A 23,960-nucleotide genomic window follows, 5' to 3' on the forward strand; every position below is an offset into this window, starting at 1 on the left:
CGATTTCTTTCCCTGCGTGGTGCGCCCGGCGCGCTTAGCGTGACCGTGACGGGCACCACACGTCCCGCCGTACACGGAAAGGGTTCAGGGCCATGGCCGCATTCACAGAGGGCACGCCGTGCTGGGCGGATGCGATGCTCCCCGACCTCGAGGCCGGCAAGCGTTTCTACGGGGAGCTCTTCGGCTGGACGTTCGACCAGGGCGGCGAGGCGTACGGCCACTACACCAACGCCTTCAGCGACGGGAAGCGCGTCGCCGGCCTCGCGCCCAAGCGGGACGGCCGCATGCCCACCGTCTGGGGCGTCTACTTCGCCACCCCCGACGCCGTCGCCACCACCCGCAGGATCCGGGAGGCGGGCGGCCAGATGGTGATGGACCCCACACCGATCGGCTCCTTCGGCACCATGGCCCAGGCCGTCGACCCGGGAGGCGCCGTCTTCGGCCTCTGGGAGGGCGGCGAGCACACCGGCTTCGAGAAACAGGGCGAGCCGGGCTCCTTCTGCTGGACCGAGGTCTACACCCGGGCCAAGGACTCCGTCGACGCCTTCTACGAGACGGTCTTCGGCTTCCAGGTGCGCGACCTCGACGACGCCTCGATCGACTTCCGGGTCTGGTCGCCCGCCGGCACGCAGGCCAGCGACGAGACGGCCGTCGGCGGCCGCAGCGTCATCACCGACGCGTTCCCCGCCGAGATGCCCGCGCACTTCCTCACCTACTTCGCCGTCGAGGACTGCGACGACACCGCCGCCCTCGCCACCGGCCTCGGCGGCCGCGTCACCGAGGAACCCTTCGACACCCCGTACGGCAGGATCGCCCTGATCGCCGACAACCAGGGCGCCGTCTTCGCCGTGCTGGCGGAGCCGAAGGCCGCGTGAGAACCACCCGGAGGGTGTCCGGATCGGGGTGAGACACCCCGATCCGCCCCCGGGTTCGCAACCACCGCCCCGGACAGGAAGAATCAGGGGGCACGGGGCCGTAATCTCATGGCCCTGACGGGGAGGTGGCAGGCAAGTGGAGCAGCTGACGCAGCACGACCCGAGGCGGATCGGCCCGTTCGAGGTGCTCGGCCGGCTCGGTGCCGGGGGCATGGGCCTGGTCTATCTCGCGCGCTCGGCGTCCGGACGGCGCGTGGCGATCAAGACCGTACGGACCGAGCTCGCCGAGGACCAGCTGTTCCGCGTCCGCTTCACGCGCGAGGTGGAGGCCGCACGGGCGGTGTCCGGCTTCTACACGGCGGCCGTCGTGGACGCCGATCCACGGGCGGCGGTGCCGTGGCTGGCGACCGCGTACGTCCCGGCGCCCTCGCTCGAGGAAATAGTGAATGAGTGCGGGCCGCTGCCCGCCCAGGCCGTGCGCTGGCTGGCCGCGGGCATCGCCGAGGCCCTCCAGTCCATCCACGGCGCCGGCCTGGTCCACCGCGACCTCAAGCCGTCGAACGTGCTCGTCGTGGAGGACGGGCCGCGCGTCATCGACTTCGGCATCGCGTCCGGCGTCTCCAACACCCGGCTGACGATGACCAACGTCGCCGTGGGCACGCCCGCCTACATGTCACCCGAGCAGGCGAAGGACTCGCGCAGCGTCACCGGCGCGAGCGACGTGTTCTCGCTCGGCTCCACCCTGGTGTTCGCCGCGACCGGGCACGCGCCCTACCACGGGGCCAACCCGGTGGAGACCGTCTTCATGCTGCTGCGCGAGGGCCCCGACCTGGAAGGCCTGCCGGACGAGCTGCGGCCCCTGATCGATTCCTGCATGCAGACCGAGGCGGCGCTGCGGCCCACGCCCGCGGACCTCCAGGCACAGCTGGCACCGCACCTGTTCTCCGGGAGCGACGACAGCGGTACGGCGTCGGCCTGGCTGCCCGGCCGGGCGACGGCCATGATCGAGACCCGCCGCGGCGGCCGGCCCAGCACCCCGCCGCCCCCGCCCGCGCCACCGGCCGCCCCGCCCCCCGCGCCGCCGTCCGGCCCCCCGCCCGCCCGGGACCACGGCCGGGACGGCGCCCGCGACCCGCGCACCGGGCAGGCCGCACCCGCCGCCCCGGTCCGGCTGCATGGCGCCCCCGTGCCGATCGGCCCCGGCCCCCGCGTCGCCGACACGCGCGCCGCCTTCGCCGTGGACGCCGGCACCGCCACCGGGTGGATCCGCCGCCCCGCCGCCGGCCCCAACGGCGCCGACCCGGCCGGATCCGCCCCCGCGTCCGGCCCGGCGCACCCCGCCCCGCCCACCGGCCCGCCCGTCCCCGCGCCCGCCACCCAGGAGCCCGCGGGCCCCGGACACTGGCGGCCGTGGCGGTTCCGGATGTCCAACGACGTGTGGGGCACCCCGGTCGTCGCGGGCGACCTGCTGTACGTCACCTCCTTCGAGGTCCACGCGCTCGACGTCGGCACCGGCCGGCGCCAGTTCAAGACGCGGGACGTGGCCTGGACGATGGCCGTCGCGGGCGGCCGCATCCACGCCTCCGACGGCCCGCACCTGTACGCGCTGGACGCCCTCGACGGCGGCGAGCGGTGGCGGGTGCGGACCGACGCCTGGGCGTACTCCGTCAAGGTCGACCGCGGCACCGTCGTCACCGGCACCCGGGGCGGCGGCGTCCAGGGCTGGGAGGCCTCGAACGGCGAGAAGCTGTGGGAGATCACCGGGGCCCAGACCGACTTCGAGACCCCCGACGCCGGGCCCGCCCTCATCGACGACACCGTCTACGTGTGGCAGGACGCCCGCCTGCGCGCCCTCGACGCCCGCACGGGCACCGAACGCTGGTCGTACCCCATCGGCGACGCCGCCTCCTGCGGTGGCGTGCCCGTCCGGGTCACGCCCGCCGAGGACGGGTACGTGTACGTGGCGGCCGGCACCCGGGTGCTGTCCGTCGACATCAGGTCGGGCCACGTGCGCTGGCACTTCGAGGCGCCCGCGGTCTTCCTCTCGCCGCCCGCCTTCGCCCCCGGCCCGGCCGTCACGGGCGGCGGGGTGTACCTCGCGGACTACCTCGGCACGGTGTACGCGATCGACGCCGCCACCGGCAAGGACCGCTGGCGCATCGCCACCGAGTCCCGCCAGTCCAGCGAGCCGGTCCTGGTCGCCGACGGCAACGTCCACGTCGGCAGCGGCAGCGCCGTCTACACCCTGGACGCGGTGACCGGCACGCCGAAGTGGCGCTTCCCGGCCGGCGGCCCGGTCATCGGCGCCCCGGTCGTCGCGGACGGCCGCCTCCACTTCGGCTCGGCCGACCACGTGCTCTACACGCTGGACGCGAGCGGCGGCCAGCTGCGCTGGAAGCTCACCACGGGCGGCGAGATCACCGGCTCGCTGGTCGCGCGGTCGGGCGTCGTCTACGCGTGCAGCAAGGACCGGTGCGTGTACGCGCTCGACGCGGTGAAGGGCACGGCGACCGGCCGGGGGAGCGGTAGCGGCAACGGCGGCGGCGGGCGCTAGCTAGGGCCTGTCGTTCGGGTCCTGGCCGGGCGGCCGGTCGTAGCCCTGGCCGGGTGGCCGGTCGTAGCCCTGGCCGGGTGGCCGGTCGTAGCCCTGGTCATAGGGCGGGTACTCGGCGGTGGGCGGGTCGTCCGCGTAGGGGCGCTGCCCGTACGGCTGGGCGCTGGGGTCGGCGTACGGCTCGGCGTACGGCTCGGCGTACGGCTCCTCGTGCGGTTCGGGCCCGCCGCGGCCGTGCCGCCGGTGCCGGTGGCCGTCGTGCGGGACGCGCTCGACGCGTCTGCGCCCGCTCATCACGACGGCGGCCAGCAGCAGGAGGAGCCCGCCGCCCGCCGCCATGGCGACGCCCTGGCCGAGGCCCGAGCCGTCCGACTCGACGCTCAGGCCGTCCGAGACCTGCCCCTGGCGGACCATCCACAGAATGGTGAAGCCCAGGACGACCAGTCCGGCGACGGCGACCAGCACGCGGGAGCGCAGCAGCAGGCCCACCAGGGTCACCAGGGCCGCGAACGCGAACGGCAGGAGGATGGAGGTCGCGAGGTCCGCCCGGGTCTGCGTGATGCCGCCGAACAGGTCGGCGATGCGGTAGTCGCGTCCGTGACGGCCGTCGTACCAGGCACGGAAGGGGCTCCATACGGCGGCCGTCGCTCCGACGAGAGCGAGGATCGAGCCGATGACGTTACGGATCATCGTCGGCCTCCTGTGGGGCGTGCCCTGGTCCGGCTCTCGATCACGACGCTACGCCGACCTGGCGGGGAGTGCCACAGGACGCTGTTAGGGTGACGTGTGCCCGTCAAGATCGGGCGCTCTCTCCGCACACACACCTTCAACGGGGGTTGAACGTGAAGCTCCGCCATGTCCGCGCCATCGCCGTCTTCGGCGTCGCCATCGTCGCACTCACCGGAGCCCGTGGCTCCGGAGGCGGCTGCAGCGGCGGCGGCAGCAGCCACAGCAGCTCCGACTCCGGCAGCAGCACCACCGGTGGCAGCACCACCGGCGACAGCGGCAGTGGCACCTCCGGCGACAGCTCCAGCAGCAGCTCGGGCGGCGTCTCCGTCCCCGGTGGCTCCGGGAGCAGCAACAAGGCAGCCCGCGACATCAAGATCGACGAGTGCAAGCTGGACGACGCCGGCAAGAACCTCGTCGCCCGGCTCACCGTCACCAACAGCGGCTCGCTGGACTACACGTACAACATCACGATGAAGTTCCGCGGCGACGCCACCTCCAGCGCCACCACGGCACGCGCCAATGTCACCGGGCTGACCGTCACGGCCGGCGCCTCCCGGCAGGCCGAGGCCACCACCACGTACACCGGCACCGGCGACGGCAGCGAGTACAAGGAGTGCGTCGTCGACAGCGCGACGAAGAACGCCCTCTGACGTACCCGGCCCGCCTCAGCGCAGGCGGTACCCGCCCCCGCCCCGCCCCTCGAACAGCGCGGCCTGCCGCTCCGCCGGCAGGTTCCCGAGCGCGATCAGGTGCGGGGCGAGGGCGAGCGCCCGGTCCCTGGCCGCCTCCCGGGCCGCCCACACCGCCCGCACGGTGCCCTGCACCGCCCCGGTCGGGTACGCCGCGACGACGGCGGCCGCCCGGCACGCCGCGGCCACCGCGCCGCCCGGCTCCGTCAGCTCCGACACCAGGCCCGTCTCGTACGCCCGCCGCGCCGACACCCGTTCGGCCGTACCCATCAGGGACATCCGGGCGACCTCCCCGTACGGCATGCGCTGCGCCATGAGGACCGCCTCGTAGGCGCTGACCATGCCGTACGTCGTGTGCGGGTCGAAGAAGGTCGCCCCGCGCGAGGCGACGACGAACTCGCACTCGCCGAGCAGGTAGAACGCCCCGCCGCAGGCCATCCCCTCCACGGCGGCGACCACCGGTTTCCACAGGTCGTTGGCCTTGGGGCCGATGGTGAGCAGCGGATCGTCCACGCTGTACGGGGACGGCGGCTGGGGGACGCGCGCCGCGCGGTCGATGCCGGTGCTGAAGGCACGTCCGCCCGCCCCGGTGAGGACGACGGCCCGGACGGCGTCGTCGTACCGCAGCTCCCGCCACACGGCGGCGAGCCGGTCCGCCGTGTCCAGGTCGATGGCGTTGTGCCGGTCCGGCCGGTCGAGCGTGACGACCGCGACGCCGTCCTCCGCCGTGACGCGGACCGTCATGACCGCTCTGGCACCCAGCGGGGCAGCGCCCCGTCGAAGGACACCCGCACGGGCGCGCCGATGCGCAGCCGCGCCGGGTCGACCGAGTCGATGGGCGCGCCGGGCGCGGCGACGACGTTGCCGACGAGCCGGATGCGCGGGGCGTCGGCCAGTTCGACGACGGCGACGTTGTAGCGCGGGGCGAGGGCGGCGTAGGCGGGCAGGAGGGGCGGGTGGGGGACGACGTACGACCAGACGCGGCCGCGTCCGCTCATCAGGCGCCACTCGTCGTCGAACGACTGGCAGTGCGGGCAGCAGGGGCGGGGTGGGAAGCGCAGTTCGCCGCAGCGGGCACAGCCCTGGACGCGCAGTTCGCCCCGGGCGGCGTACGCCCAGAAGGGGGCGCCGTCCTCGTCGGTGACGGGTTCGAGCACGGTCTCAGCTCCTCAGCAGCAGCGCGGACGTGGGAACCCCTTCACCCGCCGTGACCAGGCAGGTCGCGGCGCCGGGCACCTGCGCGGTGCTGGTGCCGCGCAGTTGCTTGACGCCCTCGGTGATGAGGTTGAAGCCGTGGACGTACGCCTCGCTGAGCCCGCCGCCACCGGTGTTGAGGGGCAGCCGCCCGCCAATCTCCAGGGCGCCGCCCTCGGTGAAGGCGGCCCCCTCGCCGCGTCCGCAGAACCCGTAGCCCTCCAGGGAGAGCGGCACGAGCGCGGTGAACGCGTCGTAGATCTGCGCCACGTCGACGTCGTCCGGGCCGAAGTCGGCCCGTTTCCACAGGTGGCGGGCGGCGGTCCAGGCGGGGCCGGTGAGCGGGTCGTCGTTCCAGTAGTTGACCATCCCGTGGTGCTGGGCCGGCAGGCCCTGGGCGGCGGAGTGGACGTAGACGGGCGGGCGGCGGCAGTCGCGGGCGCGCTCGGCGCCCACCACCACGCAGGCCAGCGCCCCGTCGGTCTCCAGGCAGTTGTCGAAGAGGCAGAGCGGCTCGCTGATCCACCGGGACGTCATGTACATCTCGCGGGTCAGGGGCCGCTCGTACATGATCGCGGCGGGGTTCTGGTTGGCGCGGTTGCGGCAGGCCAGGGCGACGTTGAACAGGTGGTCGCGGGTGGCGCCGTACTCGTGCATGTAGCGGCGGGCGAGCATGCCGATCTCGTCGGCGGGGCGCAGCAGCCCGTGGGGGCGGGTCCACTGGGCGGGCGTGGGCAGCTGGACGGCCGTGTTCGTCCAGGGCCGGGGCCCGGAGCCGCGTTTGCGCGACCGCCAGGCGACGCCGACGGTCGCCTGGCCGGTGGCGACGGCGGCAGCGAGGTGGGCGACGGTGGCGCACGAGCCGCCGCCCCCGTACCCCACCTTGGAGAAGAAGGTGACGTCGCCCGCGCCGATGGCCTTGGCGACCTCGACCTCGTCGGTCTCCTCCATGGTGTACGAGGCGAAGGCGTCGACCTCGGCGGGGGAGATCCCGGCGTCGTCGAGGGCGGCCAGGACCGCCCGGCAGGCCAACGTCTTCTCCGGCTCGGCGAGTTGTCTGGCGAAGCGCGTTTCCCCGATCCCGACGATGGCCGTCGCGTCCTTGAGCGCACCTGTCATGGCCGCCACCGTAGCGCTAATCTGACGGACAGTCAGCTACAGGGAGGCGGGAGATGCGCGAAGACCTGGAACGGGGCACGGTCCCGGGGCTGGTGCGGTACGCGGCGGAGCGGTACGGGCCCCGCGAGGCGGTCGTGGAGGGCCGCACCCGTGTCACGTACGCCGAGCTGGGGGAGCGCGTGGAGCGCGCGGCCGCCGCGTGCATGGCGGCGGGCGTGGAGCCGGGCGACCGGGTCGCGGTGTGGGCGCCCAACACCCTCGACTGGATCGTCTCCGCCCTCGGCGCGGTGACCGCCGGCGCCGTCCTGGTGCCGCTGAACACCCGCTTCAAGGGCGCGGAGGCGGCGTACGTCCTGGACAAGAGCCGCGCGAAGCTCCTGTTCATCACCGGCACGTTCCTCGGCACGTCGTACGTGGCGTCCCTGCGGCGGACCGGGATCGTCCTGCCGCACCTGGAACAGGTCGTGGTCCTCGCGGACGGCGCGCCCGAGGACTTCCGCACCTGGAAGGACTTCCTGGCGGGCGGCGACGGCGTCCCGCGGGCCGCCGTGCGGGCCCGGGCGGACGCGGTGGAGGCGACCGCCCCCTCGGACATCGTCTTCACCTCCGGGACGACGGGCCGCCCCAAGGGTGCGGTGATCACCCACGCCCAGACGCTGCGCTGCTACGAGACGTGGGCGGACCTGGCGGGGCTGGCGGAGGGCGACCGCTACCTGATCGTGAACCCCTTCTTCCACACCTTCGGCTACAAGGCCGGGATCATCGCCTGCCTGACCCGAGGGGCGGTGATGGTGCCGCAGCCCGTCTCCGGGACCGACACGGTGCTGGCGAACATCGTCGCCGAGCGCATCACCGTCCTCCCCGGCCCGCCCACGCTCCTCCAGTCCCTCCTGGACCACCCGGCCCGGTCGTCCTACGACCTGTCGACCCTGCGGCTGGTGGTCACCGGCGCGGCCGTCGTCCCCCTGTCACTGGTCACCCGGCTCCGCACCGAACTGGGCGTCGGCACCGTCCTCACCGCGTACGGCCTCTCCGAGGCGAGCGGCATCGTCACGATGTGCCGCCGCGGCGACCCGCTGGAGGTCGTCGCCACCACCTCGGGCCGCCCCATCCCCGGCACCGAGGTGCGCGTCGACGGCACGGGCGAGGTCCTGGTGCGCGGCCACCACGTGATGACCGGCTACTTCGAGGACCCCGACGGCACGGCGGCGGCCGTCGACCCCGACGGCTGGCTCCGCACCGGCGACGTGGGCGTCCTGGACGGGGCCGGCAACCTCCGCATCACCGACCGGATCAAGGACATGTTCGTCGTGGGCGGCTTCAACGCCTATCCCGCCGAGATAGAACAGCTCCTCGCCACCCACCCCGACCTCGTGGACGTCGCGGTCGTCGGCGTCCCGGACCCCCGCCTCGGCGAGGTCGCCAAGGCCTACGCGGTCCGCCGCCCCGGCTCCCCGCTCACGGCCGACGACCTGATCGCCTGGGCCCGCCGCGAGATGGCCAACTACAAGGTGCCGCGGCAGGTCGCGTTCGTGGCCGAGCTGCCGCGGAACGCGAGCGGCAAGGTGGTGAAGGGCGAGTTGCGGGCCCGGCACTGAGAGCCCGCGCTTTCCGTGATCGCTTTCCCTCCGGTCAATCGGGCGAGGGGAATCATGGCGTGCAATTGCGCGACGGTGCTGAAAATCGGTTCAGCCGCTTGCGTGGGTGATTTGCCGGGGGTTGTCCCCGGGTTGATCTTTTTATTCGCTCCGAGTGCGCATGCAGAACCGATAAATGGCGAGAAGACGCCCCGCGGGAGCTCCATGGCCACCCGAACGGCTCAGACCCGCAGCGACACGCCCGCGCGTTAGCTGGGTTATGACAGCGGCACTCACCGATGGTTACCCGTCCGGAGAAAACAAAATCCCCTCTTGGGCCAACAGTTCTGTTGCCATGGGCGACTTTCTGTTCATTCCGGCTTCGTCCCCCGTCGCAGGCATCAATGGAACGCTGCGAGGAGGCGGTGCTGCCATTGCCCTCACCTGGTCGGCCGGGGCGTTGCAGGAACTCGCAGCGGCGGTGGACGAACTCGAAAGGGCATTCGCGGAGGCCTGGCGAAGGGCCGGACTGCCCACCGGTGCGGGAAAAGGGCGAGCGGGGTTCCACGAACATGCGTGAGCACCGCGTCGAGGACATGCCGTACCGCACCGAAGGCATGCCGTACCGGGTCGAGGACATGCCGTACCGCACCGAAGACATGTCGTACCGCGTCGAGGACATCCTCGTCCCCCACCTGCCCGCCCCCGGCCTCGACGACCAGCCATGGGCGACGAGCTCCCCGTATCCGACCCTCCCCGACGTTCCGCTCGGACCGGACCCGTCGACGGACGGGCCGCACCCGGAGTGGGACCCCGCCGAAGAACTCGCCTTCCTCCTCCAGGAAGCCATCGATACGGACCGGGACACCACCACCGGCCGGCCCCCGCCGGACAGCTCGGACTGGCCGCTCGAACGCGAAGGCATGACGAACCTCGCGACCATGTCGGCAGGCCTGCCGCCGGTGAACCCACCCGGCCACGGGCGCCGCAGGGCGAAAGCGCCGACGGTCACCTGGGCGGGCGTCGGCAGCTTCCTGCTGACCGTGCTCTCGGTCACCCTCGTGACCATGGTCAGCGTGTTCAGCGGCATCATCGCCTACGACCCGCTGCGGCACATCGCCGAGACCCACTCGCCCGCCGGCACGGTCAACTGGTGGCCCCTGCTCGTCTACGGGCCGTGGGCGGTGGCGTCCCTGTCCGTCCTGCGGGCCGCGCTGCACCAGCGCCGCGCCGCGCACTCCTGGTCGGTCGTCCTGCTCTTCTCCCTCATGTGCATGCTGCTGTGCGTGGCGGAGGCCCCCAGGAACCACACCGGCATGGCGGCGGCCGCACTGCCCACCGTGGCCTCACTGGCCTGCTTCCACCAGCTGGTCCGCTTCATCACGCTCACCCGGCCACCCCGCAAGGCCAACCCCCGCCACCGCAACCTCGCGCGGTCGCCGAGCCGACTCTCCCCCTGACGCGGCCCCGCCGTGCCGCGTCATCCCCTCGCAGACTGGAAGGGCCCACCCATGAACGGCATCACCTGGCTGATCCTGGTATGTGCTTCGGCCTGTTCGGTGACATCACTGTTCGCCTCGTCCACGCGGACCGGGATGTCCAGGCTCGACGCGCGGGAACTGTACCGCCGCCAGCTCCTGATCCGCGTCCTGCAGAGCAACCTCTCCCAGCGGATCGCGGCCCGGCAGCGCCTGGGCGGCCTCTACGCGGACGCCTTCACGCCCCCCGGCGACCCCGAACAGCCCGCGCCCGCCGGCCCCCGCAGCCACAAGCCGTCACCCCCATGACAGCCCGGCCGGGCACCGGCGGACGACGCTGCTTCCGAAACACGCCCTAGTCGCGCGGTGCGCCCGGCATGTGGTTGTCGCTCAGCACCGTGAAACCGGCGCCCTGGCTCTGGGCGCCGCGCGGTGCGCTCGGCATGTGGTTGTCGCTCGCGGCGGCCGGCGCGGCCGCCCCCGTGGCGACGGCACCGGCGACGAACAGCGCCGCCAGCAGGTCCTTGGTGCGGGGCATGCGGTCTCTCCGTTTCTCCGGCTCCCCCCGGCCGCGCGCCCGTGGTGCGGACGGCCGTTCCGACGTCGTGGCCGCGGCGGCTCCCCCTCCGTGCCGCCGCGGCCCCACCCCGTCGACAGGTGAGTCGTGGTTCCTACTTGGGCGGCGCCGGCGTGTGGTTGTCGCTCAGGGTGGTGAGCGCTCCACCGTCCTTCGGCGGCGCGGGCGTGTGGTTGTCGCTCAGCGGCGTGACCGGCGCACCGGCGCCGTCCTTCGGCGGTGCGGGCGTGTGGTTGTCGCTCATCGCGAGGATGGCGCCGTTCCGCGGCGGGGCCGGCGTGTGGTTGTCGCTCATCGCGACGATGTCGTCGTTCTTCTGCACGTTGCTCATCGTTCTGCTCCCCCATGGCGTATTGGTGTCAGGAACGCCCGTTCGGCGACTCCCCCGTTGTCGCCGAACGGGCGTTGCGGGACCGCTCACCTTAGCGATGAGCACTGACAGTCCGCCTGCCCCCCGACGCGACGGACCGTCGAGTAAGAGAGTGCCGTGCGGACATAAACGAACGCTGAACGCGCCCGTCAGGCCGCGGCCCGGGGCGACAGCAGGGCCCGTACGTCGACCGCCTCCGGCGCGCACAACTGCTCGTAGATCGACAGGGCCTCGCGCCAGCAGGCACGCGCCCGGTCCGCCTGCGCCAGACTGTCGAGCGCCCGGCCCAGCAGCGTCAGGACGTTCCCCCGCATCCGGTCGCCCCCGATGCAGCCGTTCGCCAGGGCCTGCTCGGCGTGCTGCGCGGCCCGCGCCGGGCGCCGGGCGGACAGGTGGGCCTCGGCCGCCCGGAAGTGCGTCGTGCCCTCCCACAGCCGCTGGCGGTTCTTGCCGAAGATGTCGAGGGCCGCCGCGAACTGCTCCAGGGCCTCCGAGGGCCGCCCGGCGTGCGTCAGGGCGACCCCCAGCGCGTAGTGCCCGTTCGCGAGGCGCAGGGTGCTGCCGATGCGCCGGTAGATCGCGATGCCCTTGCTCGCGAGGTCGATGGCGCTGGACGTCCGCCCCTTCAGCAGGTGCAGCCGCGCCAGGTTGCACAGCGCGCTCGCCTCGCCCGGCGCGTTGCCGTCTAGGCGAGAGCCCCGCATGGCCGCCTGGAGGTGCAGCTCGGCGTCGTCGTTGCGGCCCTGGTTGAGCGCGATGATCCCCCGGTCGTTGTCCGCCCAGTACACGGGCGCCACATCACCCGCACCGAGCGCCAGCTCACGGGCGCCCCGCGCCTCCTCGTCCGCCTCGCTGTACCGCCCCGCCACCAGGTGCACATTGGTCAGCGTGGTCCGCGCCCGGCCCTCGGCGCGGGCGTCACCGGAGGCCCTCGCCGCGTCCCGCGCGGTCAGGGCGGCAGCCTCGTACAGCTTGGAGTTGGCGCCCGACTCGGCCAGGTCCTTGGCGGCCCACAACAGGTCCACCGCCCGCCCCAGCCGCCCGTCACGGGTGCCCTGCCGGGCGCAGGCCAGCAGGCAGGTCCCCTCCGCGTACAGCCAGTCCAGCCCCTCGTGGCGCGAGGCGAACTCCAGGCCCGCGTACCGCGTCGGGGCGAAGTGCCCCACCGTGCGGTCGCCCGGGCGCTCCATCGCGAACACCCGCGCCGCCGTCGCCAGGTAGAAGTCCAGCAGCCGCGACAGCGCCGCCTCCCGCTCCGAGGGGGGCTGTTCGTCGCGGTCGGCGCACGCACGCGCGTAGAGGCGGACCAGGTCGTGGTAGCGGTAGCGGCCCGGGGCGGCCGACTCCAGCAGCGAGGTGTCGACCAGGGACTCCAGGAGGTCCTCCGCGTCGTGCGCCGGGAGGTCCAGGACCGCCGCCGCGGCCGCCAGGGAGATGTCCGGGCCGTCGGCGAGGCCCAGCAGCCGGAACGCCCGGGCCTGCGCCGGTTCCAGCTGCCCGTACCCCAGCTCGAAGGTGGCCTTCACCGCCAGGTCGCCCGCCTGGAGCTCGTCCAGCCGACGGCGCTCGTCGGCGAGCTTGGCCGCCAGCACCGACACCGTCCAGGTGCGGCGCGCCGCCAGCCGCGAGGCGGCGATCCGGATCGCCAGCGGCAGGAACCCGCACGCGGCGACCACGTCCAGCGCCGCCTCCCGCTCCGCCCGCACCCGCTCGGCGCCCACGATCTTCGTGAAGAGCTGGAGCGCCTCGTCCGGCGACATCACGTCCAGGTCCACCAGGTGCGCGCCCGCCAGGTCCACCATCCGCACCCGGCTGGTGACCAGGGCCGCGCACCCTTCCGTACCGGGCAGCAGCGGCCGCACCTGGGCGGCGTCGCGGGCGTTGTCCAGCAGCACCAGGACCCGCCGCCCGGCGAGCGTCGAGCGGTAGAGCGCCGCGCGCTCGTCGAGCGTGTCGGGGACCGCCGAGTCCTGGGTGCCCAGCGCCCGCAGGAAGGCGCCCAGCACCGTCTCCGGCTCCACCGAGCGCGCCCCGGCGCCCTGGAGGTCCACGTACAGCTGCCCGTCCGGGAAGCGGGGCCGGGCCGCGTGCGCCACGTGCACCGCGAGCGTGGTCTTGCCGACGCCGCCGATGCCCGCGAGCGCCGACACCGCCATCACCGAGCCCTCCGCCGTCGCCAGCCGGTCGCCCAGCTCCCGCACGAACGAGCCCCGGCCGGTGAAGTCCGGCACCGTCGCCGGGAGTTGCGCCGGACGTGACACGGCGGGCGCGGGCGACGGGTCCTCCGCCGGGCGGGCCAGCTCCGCGTCGGCCCGCAGGATGCGCTGCTGGAGCCGCGCCAGCTCCGGGCGCGGGTCCACGCCCAGCTCGTCGGCGAGGAGCCGGCGCGTGTCCGCGTACACCGCGAGCGCCTCCGCCTGCCGCCCGCTGCGGTACAGCGCCAGCATCAGCAGCTCCCGCAGCCGCTCCCGCAGCGGGTGCGCGGCGGTCAGCGCCGTCAGCTCGGACACCGCCTCCGCGTGGTGGCCGCACTCCAGGTCCAGGTCCAGCCGGGTCTCCAGCAGGGTGAGCCGCCACTCCTCCAGGCGGGCGCGCTGCGTCTCGGCGTACGGCCCCGGCACGGACGCCAGGGGCTCGCCGTCCCACAGGGCCAGCGACTCGTCGAACAGTGCCCGGGCCCGGGTGCGGTCACCGCCCGCGCGCGCCTTCTCGGCCGTGGCGGCCAGCTCCTGCGCCACGTTCAGGTCGAGGGCGTCGGCGCCGGCCCGGATCGCGTACCCGCCCGACTCGCTGACCAGGACGTCCGCCGGGAGGACCTTGCGCAGCCGGGAGGCGTAGGTGCGCACCGCCGCGAGGGCCTGCGAGGGCGGTTCGTCGCCCCAGATCGCGTCGATCAGTTCGGCGGCCGTCGCCGTGCGCCCGTCGCGCAGCAGGAGCGCGGCGAGCAGGGCCCGTTGCTGCGGTGAGCCGGACGGCAGGGCGTCGCCGCCACGCCACGCGCGCACCGGGCCGAGCACGCCGAAGCGCAGGTCGCCGCCGTCGACGGCGGGACCCCGCCGCGGAGCGCGCTGCTCCGGCACGCGCGGCCCGTCTTCACGGTCCATAGCTCCCCCTGCCCTGCCGCTGGTTTCGCCCCCGACAGTCTGCCTTGTCGACGGCGTACGCGTCAGCAGTGGGTGACTCTCTGCACAAGCTCCACGCACGGAGCGACCCGCGAATAGCTGACGGGCCGTCAGTTCAGCGCTACCGTGCTGTGCATGGAGACCTCGGCGACCCCGGCGACCTTTCCGCACATCATCTCGGTGGACGACCACACGGTGGAGCCCCCGCACGTCTGGCGGGACCGGCTCCCGTCGAAGTACCGCGACACCGGCCCCCGCGTCGTCCGGGCACCCCTGAAGGAGATGACCTTCCTCGGCGGGAAGTTCGCCCCGGTCATGGGCGAGAAGGGCGACGACGGGCCCGTCGGGGACTGGTGGGTGTACGAGGACCTCCACCGCCCCCTCACCCGCCTCGACACCGCCGTCGGCTACGACCGCGACGAGATACGGCTCGAAGTGATCACGTACGAGCAGATGCGCCCCGGCTCGTACAGCGTCCCCGACCGCCTCGCCGACATGGATCTCAACCACGTCCAGTCCGCCCTGTGCTTCCCGACCTTCCCGCGCTTCTGCGGCCAGACCTTCACCGAGGCCGCCGACCGGGAGCTGGGCCTGCTCGGCGTCCGCGCGTACAACGACTGGATGGTCGAGGAGTGGTGCGGGCCCGACGCCCGCGGCCGGCTCGTCCCCCTGACACTGATCCCGCTGTGGGACGCGGAGCTGGCCGCCGCCGAGGTGCGCCGCAACGCCGCCCGGGGCGTGCGGGCCGTCGCCTTCTCGGAGATCCCCCCGCACCTGGGCCTGCCGTCCATCCACACCGACGCCTGGGACCCGTTCCTCGCCGCCTGCGACGAGACCGGCACGGTCATCGCCATGCACATCGGCTCGTCTTCGCGGATGCCGTCGACGTCCGCGGACGCCCCGCCCGCCGTCGGCTCCACCATCACCTTCGCCAACTGCTGCTTCTCCATGACCGACTGGCTGATGAGCGGGAAGTTCGAGCGCTTCCCCGGACTGCGGATCATGTACGCCGAGGGCCAGATCGGCTGGATCCCCTACATCCTGGAGCGCGCCGACGTGGTGTGGGAGGAGAACCGCGGCTGGGGCGGCGTCGCCGACAAGGTCCACCGGCCGCCCTCCGAGCTGTTCGCCGAGCACGTGTACGGCTGCTTCTTCGACGACGCCTTCGGCCTGCGGAACCTGGACGCCATCGGCGTCGGGAACGTCCTGTACGAGACGGACTACCCGCACTCCGACTCGACCTGGCCGAAGTCCCGCGAGGTCGGCGAGGCCCAGATGGGCCACCTCGCCCCGGACGTGGTCGAGCGCATCGTGCGGGGCAACGCGATCGAGCTGCTGGACCTGACGGACGACGGCCTGTGGCGCGGGGCGGGAGGCTGAGCCCGCCACCCGGACGGGTCCGCCCGGGTGCGCCGGCACGGGCCACCGGCGAACACTGGCCGAGGGGGTGTACGCCGAGACCCGGAAGAGGCGGCTCATGCGCACGATGCTGATGTGCCAGATGGACACCGAGAAGGCCAACGAGGCGATCCGGTCCGGCAGGCTGGACTCGATCATGGGGTCCTTCATGGACCGGGTACGGCCCGAGGCCGCCTACTTCGGGTCGATCGACGGCAGGCGCACCGCCTTCGTCGTCTTCGACCTGGACGAGCCCTCCCGCATCCCGGTCATCTGCGAACCCCTCTTCATGGAGCTGGGCGCCGACATCACGATGCTGCCCGTGATGAACGCCGACGACGTCCGCACGGGCGTGGGGGAGTTCCTCGCCTCCTGAGGCGGCGGTGTCAGTGGTGGCCGGTTGAATGGGACCCATGGCGAACGAACAGGGTCCCGTCATCCGTGACGAGGACTGGTACGCCCGGGAGCTGGGCCCCGGGACGGCCTTCACCGGGTACACCTTCTACGACACGGACTGGACCGAGGTCGTCGACGAGGGCGCCGTCTTCGACGCGTGCACCTTCTCGGGCGTCCGCTTCAACGCCTCCCGTCACACGGACGCGGCATTCACCAACTGCGTCTTCCGCGGCTGCGTCTTCTTCGACACCCGCTTCGAGCGGTGCAAGCTCGTCGGCAGCCGCTTCGAGCGGTCGACGACCGGGCTCCTGGAGGTGACCGGCGGCGACTGGTCGTTCACCGGCTTCCGGGGCGCCGACCTGCGCAAGGCCGCCTTCGACGGGGTCCGCCTCCGGGAGGCCGACCTGACCGGCGCCCGCCTGGAGGGCGCCCGCCTCGTGGGGTGCGACCTGTCCGGCGCGGCGCTCCACGGCGCCCGGCTGAAGGGCGCCGACCTGCGGGGCAGCGACCTGTCGTCGCTGGACCCGCGGACGGTGGAGGCGGCGGGCGCCAGGATCGACCTCGAACAGGCGGCGGTCATCGCGACGGCCCTGGGGTACCAGGTGGGGTGAGGCCGCGGGCAGGCGGTCCGGGCCGCCGGGTTTCGGGGCCGGGCCGGGGCGGCAGCATCCCGGCATGACTCTGACGCTCGCCGAAGCCGACAAGATCCTCGCCGACAACTTCGCCCCCTGGGTGCTGGAGCTCGGCCTGTCCGTCGAGGAGGCGGGCGAGGCGCACGCCGTGCTGCGGCTGCCGTGGGACGGGCGGCTGGCCCGGGAAGGGGGCGGACTGTCCGGGCAGGCGCTGATGGCGGCCGCCGACACGGCCACGGTGATCGCGGTCTCCTCGGCGCGCGGGGCGTTCGTGCCCATGACCACCGTGCAGCAGTCCACCAGCTTCATGCGCGCGGTGACCGGCGCGGACGTGCTGGTGGACGCGCGAATCACCAAGCTCGGCAAGCGGATGGCGTTCGCCGAGATCACGATGACCGCCGAGGGCGGGACGGAGCCCGCCGCCCGGGCCTCCACGGTGTACGCGCTCCTCGGCTGAGCGCGGCGGCTCCCCCGGCGTGGGCCGCGCCCCTTGCCCGTTGCCCCGCCGGGCGGGACCATGAGCCCGCCATAAGCAACTGACGACACGTCAGATATGGGGTGGGCCCGCATGGTCGCGTACGGGATGCAGCTGCCGGTCCAGTCGCAGAGCACCCTCTTCGCCGAACCCTGGGAGGCGGGCGCCGGCCCGGAGGACCTGGTCGAGGTCGCCCGGGCCGCCGACCGCCACGGCTTCGCCTACGTCGCGGTCTGCGACCACGTGGCGATACCCCGGCGGCTCGCCGGGGCGATGAGCACCGTCTGGTACGACCCCGTCGCCACCCTCGCCCACCTCGCGGCCGCCACCCGGCGCGTACGGCTGCTGAGCCATGTCGCGGTCGTCGGGCTGCGCCACCCGCTGGTCACCGCCAAGCAGTACGCCACCCTCGACCACCTCAGCGGCGGGCGCCTGGTCCTCGGGGTCGGCGCCGGACACGTGCGCGAGGAGTTCGAGGCGCTGGGCGCCGGCTTCGAGCGGCGCGGCGCCCTGCTGGACGAGACGATCGACGCGCTGAGGGCGGCGCTGGGCCCCGACGAGTACCCCGAGTTCCACGGCGAGCGGTTCGCCTTCGAGGGCCTCGGGCAGCGGCCGCGGCCGGCCCAGGAGCGGGTGCCCCTCTGGGTCGGCGGCTCGTCGCCCGCCGCCGTGCGCCGCGCCGCGCTCAAGGGCGACGGCTGGCTGCCGCAGGGCGACCCCCGCGACCGGCTGCCCGCGCAGATCGGCACCCTGCGGCGGCTGCGCGCCGAGGCGGGCGTCGAGGAACCGCTCGTCGTCGGCGCGATCACCGAGCCGCTGTACGTCGGGGACGCCCGGTGGGACGTCGGGCGGCGCACCCTCGGCGGCAAGCCGGACGCGCTCGCCGAGTGCTTGCGTGCGTACGGGGCGATGGGCGTGGACCAGATACAGGTGCGGTTCCGGTCCCGGAGCCGCGCGGAGCTGACCGACCAGATGGGGGCCTTCGCGGACGGCGTCGCCCCCCTGCTGGGCTGAGGCGGCGGGAGGCCGGTATGGGCAAGCTGGACGGACGGGTCGTGCTGATCACCGGCGCGGCGCGCGGGCAGGGGGAGCAGGAGGCCCGGCTCTTCGCCGAGGAGGGCGCCAGGGTCGTGCTCTGCGACGTGCTGGACGAGGAGGGCGGCGCGCTGGCCGCGGAACTCGGGGCGTCCCGGGCGCGCTACGTCCACCTGGACGTGGGGGAGGAGGACGACTGGGCGCGTGCCGTCACGGCGGCGAAGGACGCGTTCGGCCGGATCGACGGCCTGGTCAACAACGCGGGCGTGCTGCGCTTCAACGAACTGGTCTCCACGCCGCTGGAGGAGTTCATGGGCGTCGTCCGGGTCAACCAGGTCGGCTGCTTCCTCGGCATCCGCGCGGTGGCGCCCGAGATCGAGGCCGCCGGGGGCGGCACGATCGTCAACACCGCCTCGTACACCGCCCTGACGGGCATGGCGTACGTCGGCGCCTACGCCGCCACCAAGCACGCCGTGCTGGGGCTCACCCGGGTCGCGGCGGTGGAGCTGGGCGGCAAGGGCATCCGCGTCAACGCCGTGTGCCCGGGCGCCGTCGACACGCCCATGTCCAACCCCGAGGGCGCCGACCCCGCCACGCTCGACGAGCTGTACCGCAGGCTCGTCCCGCTGGGGCGGGTCGGCCGGCCGGAGGAGGTGGCGGCGCTCGCCCTGTTCCTGAGCTGCGCCGACTCCGCGTACATCACCGGGCAGCCGTTCGTCGTCGACGGCGGGTGGCTGGCGGGCGTCAACGTCTTCTGAGCATCTCCCTGACGCTCCGTCAGGTATTGACGGTGCGGCCGGTCGGTGGAACAGTCACGAACTGACGATGCGTCAGATAGAGGGACGGTGACCCCGTGGAATTCGGTCTCTTCGTACAGGGATACGTGCCGGCCGAACGGGCCCGGAACGACCCGGCGGCGGAACACAAGGCGCTGATGGAGGAGACGGAGTACGTCATCCAGGCGGACCGGTCCGGGTTCAAGTACGCCTGGGCCTCCGAGCACCACTTCCTGGAGGAGTACTCGCACCTGTCCGCCAACGACGTCTTCCTCGGCTACCTCGCCCACGCCACGGACCGCATCCACCTGGGCTCCGGCATCTTCAACCCGCTCGCCCCCGTCAACCACCCGGTCAAGGTCGCCGAGAAGGTCGCCATGCTCGACCACCTGTCCGGCGGGCGCTTCGAGTTCGGGTCCGGGCGGGGAGCCGGCTCCCACGAGATCCTCGGCTTCATGCCCGGCATCACCGACATGAACCACACCAAGGAGATCTGGGAGGAGACCATCGCCGAGTTCCCCCGGATGTGGCTCCAGGACGAGTACCCCGGCTTCCAGGGCAAGCACTGGTCCCTGCCGCCCCGCAAGATCCTCCCCAAGCCGTACGGCGCCGGGCACCCGGCCATGTGGTACGCCGCCGGGTCGCCGTCCTCATACGCCATGGCGGGGAAGAAGGGGCTGGGCGTCCTCGGCTTCAGCGTGCAGAAGGTCGCCGACATGGAGTGGGTCGTCGAGTCGTACAAGACGGCCGTCAAGGACGCCGAACCGGTCGGGGCGTTCGTCAACGACAACGTCATGGTCACCTCCACGGCGATCTGCGCGGAGACCCACGCCAAAGCGGTCGAGGTCGCGGTGGGCGGCGGGCTGAACTACCTCCAGTCCCTGCTGTTCCGGTACCACGACACGTTCCCCCGGCCGGAGGGCATCCCCGAGTGGCCCGAACTGCTGCCGGAGTACACCGAGGAGGTCATCGAACTGCTCATCGCCGAGGAGCTGATGATCTGCGGCGACCCGGACGAGGTGCTGCGCCAGTGCCGCCGCTGGGAGCGGGCGGGCGCCGACCAGCTGTCCTTCGGGCTGCCGATCGGCGTCTCGTACGAGGACACGATGACCACGATCCGGCTGATCGGCGAGCACGTCATCCCGCGGATCGACACGGACCCGGTCCACCGCACCAGCCGCTTCCGCGGGACGGTCTGACCACCGGGGACACCCGACGGCCCGCGGCCGGCGGACGACCGGGCGGGGCCGCGCAGGGTCGTCCCCGCAGGGGATCGGCGGCGAGATACGGCGCCGGGAGCGGGTGGGCTCCCCGCCGACCCCGAGGAGTCGAGCCCGGAGGGGCCACGCCCCCACCCACCGGCGGTGACCGCACGGGCCCGGACCGGCTCCCGGCGCCGTGCGGCCACCGCCGGTGGGTGGGGGCGGCAACTCCCGGTGGGTGGGGCGGGGCCCCTCCGGGCTCACCTCCTCGAGGCCGGCGGCCTCGGGTTCCTCGTACAGGAACCCCTGCACCGCCGCCGGCCTCTGCGGGGGCGACCCTGCACGGCCCCTCCGGCCGTACGCCGGGGGCGAGGCCCCGACAGACGCGGGCGGCGGCATCCCGGGCCGGCCGTCCCGCACCGCCCCGGGCGGGGCACCGTGGCCGCGGCCGGTCACGGCGACCCGGCCCGGGGCGCACGTACCAGTGGAGAAGGGGACGTCATGCTGGACCACCTGATCAAGGGCGCCGACCTCGTCGACGGCACCGGCGCCCCGGCACGCAGGGCCGACGTGGGCCTGAGGGACGGGCGCGTCGCGGTCGTCGCCGCCGCGGGGACCGTCACGGAGCCCGCGCGCGCCACCGAGGACGCCACCGGGCTGGTCCTCGCGCCCGGGTTCGTCGACCCGCACACCCACTACGACGCCCAGCTGTTCTGGGACCCGTACGCCACACCGTCCATGAGCCACGGCGTCACCACGGTCGTGGGCGGCAACTGCGGGTTCACGCTGGCCCCGCTGCGCGCGGAGGACGCCGACTACACACGGCGGATGATGTCCAAGGTCGAGGGGATGGCCCTCAAGGCGCTGGAGGAGGGCGTCGACTGGAGCTGGCACGGGTTCGGCGAGTACCTGGACGCCCTGGAGGGGCGTATCGCGGTGAACGCCGGGTTCATGGTGGGGCACTGCGCCCTGCGGCGGTACGTGATGGGGGCCGACGCCGTCGGGGGGCGCCCGACGGCCGGGCAACTGCGCGAGATGGTGCGGCTGTTGCGCGAGGCGATGGACGCGGGCGCCTGGGGGCTGTCCACCACGCGGTCGTCGACACACACGGACGGGGACGGCGCGCCGGTGGCGTCACGGCACGCGGAGCCGGACGAGGTGCTGGCGCTGTGCGCGGCGGTGGGCGAGCACGAGGGCACCCAGATCGAGGCCATCGTCGCGGGCTGCCTGGACCGCTTCGCGGACGACGAGATCGACCTCCTGGTGGAGATGAGCGCCGCCGCCGGCCGGCCGCTCAACTGGAACGTGCTGACCATCGACGCCGCCGTGCCCGACCGGGTGCCCCGGCAGCTGCTCGCCAGTGAGCGGGCGCGGAAGGCGGGCGGGCGGATCGTCGCGCTGACGATGCCCATCCTCACGCCGATGAACATGTCGCTGGGCACCTTCTGCGCGCTCAACCTGATCCCCGGGTGGGGCGAGGTGCTGGCGCTGCCGGTGGGCGAGCGGATCGCGCGGCTGCGGGACCCGGAGGTGCGGGCGGAGATGCTGCGGCGCGCCGACTCCCCGGAGGCCGGCGTCTTCCGGCGGCTCGCGGACTTCCGGAGGTACGTCGTCGGCGACACGTACAGCCCGGAGAACGCGGGGCTGACCGGGCGGGTGGTGGGCGACGTGGCGCGGGAGCGGGGGCTCGACCCGTTCGCGTGCCTGGTGGAGATCTGCGCGCGGGACGGGCTGCGCACGGTGCTGTGGCCCATGCCGCCCGACAACGACCCGGCCTCGTGGGCGCTGCGCCGCGACACGTGGGAGCACGAGGACGTCCTGCTCGGGGGTTCCGACGCGGGGGCGCACCTGGACCGGATGTGCGGCGCGCCGTACACGACGCGGTTCCTGGGGGACTGCCTGCGGGGGCGGAGGCTGGTGGGGCTGGAGCGGGCGGTGCGGATGCTGACCGACGATCCGGCGCGGCTGTTCGGGCTGCGGGACAGGGGCCGGGTCGCGGTGGGCGCCCACGCGGACCTGGTGCTGTTCGACCCGGAGCGGATCGACGCCGGGCCCGCGACGCTGGTGCACGACCTGCCGGGGGACAGCCCGCGGCTGGACTCGCGGGCGGTGGGCGTCGTGTCGGTGCGGGTCAACGGGGTGGAGACGGTACGGGACGACGAGGTCACGGGAGCGGTTCCCGGGCGGGTGCTGCGCTCGGGGCGGGACACGAGGACGGTGCCGGTCCGGTGAGGGAGCGGCTGTTCGTCGGGGGTGAGTGGGTGGAGCCCGAGCGCGGGCACTACGAGGTGGTCGACCCCGCCACGGAGGAGGTCGTCGGTCTGGCCCCCGAGGCGAGCCCGCGCCAGGTGGAGGAGGCGGCCTCGGCGGCGCGGGAGGCGCTGGGCGCCTGGTCGGCGACCCGTCCGGAGGAGCGGGCCGCGGTGCTGGACCGGGCCGCCGACCTGATCGCCCGTGACGCCGAGGCGCACACCCGGCTGGCCCGCGCCGAGAGCGGCGCCACGACGGGCACGGCGCGGGCCATGCAGGTGGGGGTGGCGGTCGCACGGTTCCGCCGGTACGCGCGGGGCGCCCTGGAGCCGGTGGAGGAGCCGCTGCCGCCGCAGGTGGCCGGGGCGGGGCCGATGGGGCCGGCGTCGGTGCTCGGGGCGGTCGCGGTGCGGCGCCCGGTCGGTGTGGTCACCTGTGTCACCTCGTACAACAACCCGTGGGCCAATCCGGCCGGGAAGATCGCCCCGGCGCTGGCGATGGGCAACACCGTGGTGGTCAAGCCCGCGCCGCAGGACCCGCTGTCGGTGTACGCGATGGCGCGGGCGCTCCGGGAGGCCGGGGTGCCGGCGGGCGTGGTCAACGTGGTGACCGGTTCGGGGGCGGACGTGGGGGAGGCGGCGGTCGGGTCTCGGCACGTCGACATGGTCAGCTTCACGGGGTCGACGGCGGTGGGCCGGCGCATCGGCGAGGTGTGCGGGCGGGAGGTGAAGCGGCAGCTGCTGGAGCTGGGCGGCAAGGGCGCGGCGCTGGTGTTCGACGACGCCGACCTGGACGCGGCCGTCCGGGGCATCGGCACGACGTTCTCCTTCTACAGCGGCCAGATCTGTACGGCTCCGACGCGGGTGCTGGTGCAGCGGGGGGTGCACGACCGGCTGGTCGAGAAGCTCACCGCCCACCTGCGCCGGATGACGGTCGGCGATCCGTCGGCGCCCGGGACGGTGGTCGGGCCGGTGATCTCCGCCGCGCACCGGGACCGGGTGGAGGCGTACGTCGAGCTGGGGCGGGCGGAGGGGGCCCGCGTCATCCGGCACGGGTCCTCCGGGGTGGACGGCAAGGGGTTCTACGTCGCTCCGGCGCTCCTCACCGGCTGCGGGAACGGGATGCGGGTGGTGCGGGAGGAGATCTTCGGGCCGGTGGTGGTGGTCGTGCCGTTCGACGGCGAGGAGGAGGGCGTCGCGCTGGCCAACGACAGCGACTACGGGCTGATCGACTACGTGTGGTCCGGCGACGTGGCCCGCGCGTTCCGGGTGGCGGGCCTGCTGCGGGCGGGCGGGGTGGGCGTGAACACGGTCGGACGGAACATGGAGGCGCCGTTCGGCGGGTTCAAGAAGAGCGGTGTCGGCCGGGACGTGGGGTCGTACGCGCTGCACGCGTACAGCGAGCTCCAGGCGGTCGTCTGGCCGGGCTGAAAACGGCACGGGAAATTTTGGAAACCGGCATATCGGACACGGGTGCGGTTCCCGCATATCGGACGGTGTCGATTTCACCTAC

At 73.7% G+C, this 23,960-nt stretch carries 22 protein-coding genes; 15 read left to right on the forward strand and 7 right to left on the reverse strand.

Features of this window, described 5'->3' with window-relative positions; genetic code table 11:
* The first annotated feature begins 92 nt into the window (after positions 1 to 92).
* Both kbpA and afsK read left to right on the forward strand, forming a co-directional pair.
* Complete coding sequence (gene kbpA, locus EIZ62_RS18695) at positions 93 to 875, forward strand: AfsK-binding protein KbpA (RefSeq protein ID WP_156693793.1); 783 nt, start codon at positions 93 to 95, stop codon at positions 873 to 875.
* 136 nt (positions 876 to 1,011) lie between these two features.
* A complete protein-coding gene (afsK, locus tag EIZ62_RS18700) occupies positions 1,012 to 3,429 on the forward strand; it encodes a protein serine/threonine kinase AfsK (RefSeq protein WP_156693794.1) in 2,418 nt (805 codons plus the stop codon).
* Here afsK and EIZ62_RS18705 read toward each other — a convergent pair whose 3' ends face one another.
* Entirely contained in the window at positions 3,430 to 4,119 is a 690-nt protein-coding gene (locus tag EIZ62_RS18705; protein WP_156693795.1) for a hypothetical protein, read from the reverse strand.
* Positions 4,120 to 4,271: 152 nt separating this feature from the next.
* Between EIZ62_RS18705 and EIZ62_RS18710 the strand changes: the two genes are divergently transcribed.
* Complete coding sequence (locus EIZ62_RS18710) at positions 4,272 to 4,808, forward strand: hypothetical protein (RefSeq protein WP_156693796.1); 537 nt, start codon at positions 4,272 to 4,274, stop codon at positions 4,806 to 4,808.
* A 15-nt stretch (positions 4,809 to 4,823) separates the two neighbouring features.
* On the opposite strand, the gene EIZ62_RS18715 is transcribed toward EIZ62_RS18710, so the two are convergent.
* From EIZ62_RS18715 to EIZ62_RS18725, 3 genes are read right to left on the reverse strand one after another with little or no spacing between them, the layout of a single operon-like run.
* Positions 4,824 to 5,591: an enoyl-CoA hydratase/isomerase family protein gene (locus EIZ62_RS18715; protein ID WP_156693797.1), complete on the reverse strand. Its 768-nt coding sequence runs from the start codon at positions 5,589 to 5,591 to the stop codon at positions 4,824 to 4,826.
* Positions 5,588 to 6,004, reverse strand: coding sequence for a Zn-ribbon domain-containing OB-fold protein (locus tag EIZ62_RS18720; protein ID WP_156693798.1), 417 nt, complete (start codon positions 6,002 to 6,004; stop codon positions 5,588 to 5,590). Before EIZ62_RS18720 ends, EIZ62_RS18715 begins: the two co-directional genes overlap by 4 nt.
* A gap of 4 nt (positions 6,005 to 6,008) precedes the next feature.
* A complete protein-coding gene (locus EIZ62_RS18725) occupies positions 6,009 to 7,160 on the reverse strand; it encodes a lipid-transfer protein (RefSeq protein WP_156693799.1) in 1,152 nt (383 codons plus the stop codon).
* A 53-nt stretch (positions 7,161 to 7,213) separates the two neighbouring features.
* On the opposite strand from EIZ62_RS18725, the gene EIZ62_RS18730 reads away from it, so the two are divergent.
* From EIZ62_RS18730 to EIZ62_RS18740, 3 genes are all read left to right on the forward strand, one after another.
* The gene (locus EIZ62_RS18730; protein WP_156693800.1) at positions 7,214 to 8,758 is read left to right on the forward strand and encodes a FadD3 family acyl-CoA ligase; all 1,545 of its coding nucleotides are present in this window, start codon (positions 7,214 to 7,216) and stop codon (positions 8,756 to 8,758) included.
* Between the two features lie 551 nt (positions 8,759 to 9,309).
* Positions 9,310 to 10,197, forward strand: a complete 888-nt coding sequence (locus EIZ62_RS18735) for a DUF2637 domain-containing protein (RefSeq protein WP_156693801.1) — start codon at positions 9,310 to 9,312, stop codon at positions 10,195 to 10,197.
* A gap of 51 nt (positions 10,198 to 10,248) precedes the next feature.
* Positions 10,249 to 10,524, forward strand: coding sequence for a hypothetical protein (locus EIZ62_RS18740; RefSeq protein ID WP_156693802.1), 276 nt, complete (start codon positions 10,249 to 10,251; stop codon positions 10,522 to 10,524).
* 46 nt (positions 10,525 to 10,570) lie between these two features.
* On the opposite strand, the gene EIZ62_RS18745 is transcribed toward EIZ62_RS18740, so the two are convergent.
* The 3 genes from EIZ62_RS18745 to afsR form a co-directional block, all read right to left on the reverse strand.
* Positions 10,571 to 10,753, reverse strand: a complete 183-nt coding sequence (locus EIZ62_RS18745) for a hypothetical protein (protein WP_156693803.1) — start codon at positions 10,751 to 10,753, stop codon at positions 10,571 to 10,573.
* Between the two features lie 133 nt (positions 10,754 to 10,886).
* Positions 10,887 to 11,123, reverse strand: a complete 237-nt coding sequence (locus EIZ62_RS18750) for a hypothetical protein (RefSeq protein WP_156693804.1) — start codon at positions 11,121 to 11,123, stop codon at positions 10,887 to 10,889.
* A gap of 188 nt (positions 11,124 to 11,311) precedes the next feature.
* On the reverse strand, positions 11,312 to 14,266 hold the full coding sequence (gene afsR / locus EIZ62_RS18755; RefSeq protein ID WP_156693805.1) for an SARP-family global regulator AfsR: 2,955 nt from the start codon (positions 14,264 to 14,266) through the stop codon (positions 11,312 to 11,314).
* A gap of 153 nt (positions 14,267 to 14,419) precedes the next feature.
* Between afsR and EIZ62_RS18760 the strand changes: the two genes are divergently transcribed.
* From EIZ62_RS18760 to EIZ62_RS18800, 9 genes are all read left to right on the forward strand, one after another.
* Complete coding sequence (locus EIZ62_RS18760) at positions 14,420 to 15,664, forward strand: amidohydrolase family protein (protein WP_156693806.1); 1,245 nt, start codon at positions 14,420 to 14,422, stop codon at positions 15,662 to 15,664.
* A gap of 97 nt (positions 15,665 to 15,761) precedes the next feature.
* The gene (locus tag EIZ62_RS18765) at positions 15,762 to 16,058 is read left to right on the forward strand and encodes a hypothetical protein (protein WP_156693807.1); all 297 of its coding nucleotides are present in this window, start codon (positions 15,762 to 15,764) and stop codon (positions 16,056 to 16,058) included.
* A gap of 37 nt (positions 16,059 to 16,095) precedes the next feature.
* Positions 16,096 to 16,689: a pentapeptide repeat-containing protein gene (locus EIZ62_RS18770; protein WP_244375789.1), complete on the forward strand. Its 594-nt coding sequence runs from the start codon at positions 16,096 to 16,098 to the stop codon at positions 16,687 to 16,689.
* A 64-nt stretch (positions 16,690 to 16,753) separates the two neighbouring features.
* Positions 16,754 to 17,167, forward strand: a complete 414-nt coding sequence (locus EIZ62_RS18775) for a PaaI family thioesterase (RefSeq protein ID WP_156693809.1) — start codon at positions 16,754 to 16,756, stop codon at positions 17,165 to 17,167.
* Positions 17,168 to 17,278: 111 nt separating this feature from the next.
* Positions 17,279 to 18,199, forward strand: coding sequence for a TIGR03619 family F420-dependent LLM class oxidoreductase (locus EIZ62_RS18780; protein WP_156693810.1), 921 nt, complete (start codon positions 17,279 to 17,281; stop codon positions 18,197 to 18,199).
* Between the two features lie 17 nt (positions 18,200 to 18,216).
* Positions 18,217 to 18,978, forward strand: coding sequence for an SDR family NAD(P)-dependent oxidoreductase (locus EIZ62_RS18785; protein WP_156693811.1), 762 nt, complete (start codon positions 18,217 to 18,219; stop codon positions 18,976 to 18,978).
* Positions 18,979 to 19,073: 95 nt separating this feature from the next.
* A complete protein-coding gene (locus tag EIZ62_RS18790) occupies positions 19,074 to 20,195 on the forward strand; it encodes an LLM class flavin-dependent oxidoreductase (RefSeq protein ID WP_156693812.1) in 1,122 nt (373 codons plus the stop codon).
* A 504-nt stretch (positions 20,196 to 20,699) separates the two neighbouring features.
* Positions 20,700 to 22,430: an N-acyl-D-amino-acid deacylase family protein gene (locus EIZ62_RS18795; protein WP_156693813.1), complete on the forward strand. Its 1,731-nt coding sequence runs from the start codon at positions 20,700 to 20,702 to the stop codon at positions 22,428 to 22,430.
* Positions 22,427 to 23,878: an aldehyde dehydrogenase family protein gene (locus tag EIZ62_RS18800; protein WP_156693814.1), complete on the forward strand. Its 1,452-nt coding sequence runs from the start codon at positions 22,427 to 22,429 to the stop codon at positions 23,876 to 23,878. The genes EIZ62_RS18795 and EIZ62_RS18800 overlap by 4 nt, the downstream gene beginning before the upstream one ends.
* Positions 23,879 to 23,960 lie beyond the last annotated feature (82 nt).

The sequence above is a fragment of the Streptomyces ficellus genome, from assembly GCF_009739905.1.
GTDB lineage: Bacteria > Actinomycetota > Actinomycetes > Streptomycetales > Streptomycetaceae > Streptomyces > Streptomyces ficellus_A.